This is a genomic window from uncultured Campylobacter sp. (assembly GCF_937997465.1).
GTDB lineage: Bacteria > Campylobacterota > Campylobacteria > Campylobacterales > Campylobacteraceae > Campylobacter_A.
Genome location: NZ_CALKTQ010000256.1, coordinates 1 through 2,757, shown reverse-complemented (window position 1 = coordinate 2,757; position 2,757 = coordinate 1). Strand labels below are relative to the sequence as shown.

The 2,757-nt window shown below is 33.7% G+C and carries 3 protein-coding genes; 2 read left to right on the top strand and 1 reads right to left on the bottom strand.

The genetic code is table 11. From position 1 onward, the window contains the following. Window positions 1-753: 753 nt before the first annotated feature. The gene (locus tag Q0546_RS08450) at window positions 754-1,935 is read right to left on the bottom strand and encodes an AAA family ATPase (RefSeq protein ID WP_298792156.1); all 1,182 of its coding nucleotides are present in this window, start codon (window positions 1,933-1,935) and stop codon (window positions 754-756) included. 369 nt (window positions 1,936-2,304) lie between these two features. On the opposite strand from Q0546_RS08450, the gene Q0546_RS08445 reads away from it, so the two are divergent. Beyond that, window positions 2,305-2,451 carry a hypothetical protein gene (locus Q0546_RS08445; RefSeq protein ID WP_298792155.1) on the top strand — a complete coding sequence of 49 codons (147 nt, stop codon included), beginning with the start codon at window positions 2,305-2,307 and terminating at the stop codon, window positions 2,449-2,451. Window positions 2,452-2,495: 44 nt separating this feature from the next. Continuing rightward, window positions 2,496-2,757: type II toxin-antitoxin system RelB/DinJ family antitoxin (locus Q0546_RS08440; RefSeq protein ID WP_298792153.1), on the top strand; the 262-nt coding region annotated here is incomplete at its 3' end.

The window sequence follows — 2,757 nt, the reverse complement described above, 5'->3', positions numbered from 1 at the left end:
TTTTTATGATAAAATATCATATATAAACTTACCTATCATTTCCTATACTTTTTCTAAAAATAAACTCTGGTTTTGGTTCATATTTATGTATAGATGTATGTAAATTGCCGTAACTAGCGTTAAATGCGCTATTTGGTTGAAATAGTTATGAGAGCTGTGCCTTTCAAACTACTTTAGAGAAGTGCATCAAAAATTGATCAAATACTAAAATTTAGGTAGATTATGCTTGTAGATCGATAAAATTTTAGGCTCAAAATAACTTAATCAGATTCTCTCTTATCATATTTAGTAAAATATGATAAAGCTCATTCGTATCTTTACTGTTATTATGTCTAAACCTTACTTTGCTATACTCGTTACTTTTCAAGAGCATCGACAAAATCATAGTCCTTGTGCTTAGCTTCACTTCGTTTGCTACTGATTAGGATGCGATATTTTTGAGAAAAACTCCTTTTGAAAGTCTTTAACTTATCTTGAATTAATTTTTATAGTATAGTTTTTCGATTATAAAAGTAACAACCAATCCCTTTGCCTACTTATTTATATTTTCTAACCACTTTACAAGCTCTTTTTTGGCTTCATTTTTGTATTCTCTCTTGCTCCATCCGCTACGAATTTCAAGCGTAAGCACTTATGTAAAGTATTTACTGCCGATAACCTTTCTTAGCAAAAAGACGTTTGGTTTTATTTTGTGTACAAATAGGCAAGTTTCGACCTTTTCATAATCAAGTTTATTAATAGCCATTTTAACACCTAATACAACAACCCAAACATATACAGCGGTATTTTATTGCCGCTTCCGACCTCTATCTCATCGGCAGCTATATATGAGTCTGAGATATCTTTTATCTGCTCAAAGCCCTTATTTTTTCCGCCCACTTCAAATATAAATTTATCATCTACAATAAAGTCGCCTTGTTTTGGGATATTTAGCCTATGTTTTACCTTTAGTTGATTAGCAAAAAAAGTCTCTCTTATGGTGCCCGCCCTACAATCATCGCCGTAAGCGTAAATCAAATTTGTATTATTCATATATATTTTCGCCGGTTTTACTAGCTTACTAAGTCCCCTACTTTGCTCATCTATCATATTTATTAGCCTTGCATCGTTTAAATAGGCAATATAATCATATAGTTTGGCTCTGCTTATCTCGGCAAGAGCTGCGATTTTAGTATAATTCACCTCAAACGGCTCGCTTTGGCAAACCACTTCAAGCAGTTTTTTGAGCTTATATGTGTATTTTTGCTCAACTAGCCCCAGGGACGTTAGATCTACGTCTATGCTTAGATTAATCGTATTTAGTAAGCTTTCGTAGTATGAACTTTGCTTATTAAAGTAAAATGGGTAGTAGCCAAATTTGAGATATTTTTTAAATAGATTTAGCTTTATTTTTAAGTCATCTGCTATTGCTTGATGGTCTTTTAGTATCGCCTCTAGACTAAATTTATCTATCGTTGTACCGTTTTCAAGCTCCAAAAACTCCCTAAAACTAAGTCCTTCTAGGCTAAATACGCTAACTCTACGCGATAAATCGCTCTTTGCATTTAGTATGCTTACCGCCGATGAGCCCGTAAAAATAACATTTAAAGGACTCATATCGTATATAGTTTTTAAGTGTGCAGCAAAATCTTCATATTTATGCACTTCATCTAGCAATAGATATTCGCCGCCGTTATCTACAAACTCAAAGGCAAGTTCGCTAAGACTAGTAGAGCCTAAAAACGGATAATCAAGACTTATGTAAAGAGCCTTTTTGTTTTGAGCTTTTAATTCAATCAACTTTTGAAATAACATTGTGGTCTTGCCAGTACCACGAGCCCCTACTATACCGATAAGCTTCTCGCTAAAATTTATTTCATCGTATAAATAACGCTTGTATGTCGTATAAAAGTTTTTAAGAAATCTTTCTTGATACTGTTCTATTAAATTTAACATTTTTATTCCTTTGTGTAATTGTCTATAAACGTAGACAATATTAATATATTAGCATAAAAAATTTAAATTGTCAACGACTATGAACGATTACAGTTTTTATTATTTTTCAATCGACGGAACTTAGTTCAGGTGGTTTTTTATTGTAAATGGCTATATACATTTACATCCAGTTTAAAAAATCAGAGTTATTTCTATTGCTATATTAAGAAATATATTGGTTGTTTAAGGAGGGCGGCAAATTGTACATTAAATCGACAAAATTCTAATACACTCGGGTTTAATTTGTAGTGAAATTGGCTTGCGTCGAGATGGCCGGCAAGATGCAATAGCGCATAAGATTTAAGCGCTACCGACGAACTAGAGGCGCAGTTGCTATGGTTTGGCTCAGAGACGGAGAGCAAGAGCGACGATATTATTGATGCGGCAGCATATATTGCAATACATTGCAGGGTGATTTTTGACGAGAGCTATGATGAAATTTATGAGGAATACGCAGACGAGGAGAGCTGGGTCTAAAAATATGCTATAATGCAGTCAATTTAACTTCAAAGGTCATATAAATGAATGCATTAATACAGTTTAGAGTAGACAAAGAACTCAAAAATGAAGCCGACAAACTCTTTAAAGAGCTAGGTCTTGATCTTGGTACGGCGATAAAGCTATTTTTAAAGCAATCTGTAAATAAGCAAGCCATACCCTTTGCTATAACTACGCAAAAAGAGGATCTAGACGAAAAGTACCTAAAAAGCGTGATAGAAAACATTGACGGTGGCAAGGCAAAGATGATAAGAAAAAATCTAAGCGAGCTTGAGAGCCTAGCTG

Bases quoted from the DNA above. Each gene is read 5' to 3' on its own strand.
- Q0546_RS08450 (WP_298792156.1), bottom strand. From the start codon at position 1,935: ATGTTAAATTTAATAGAACAGTATCAAGAAAGATTTCTTAAAAACTTT.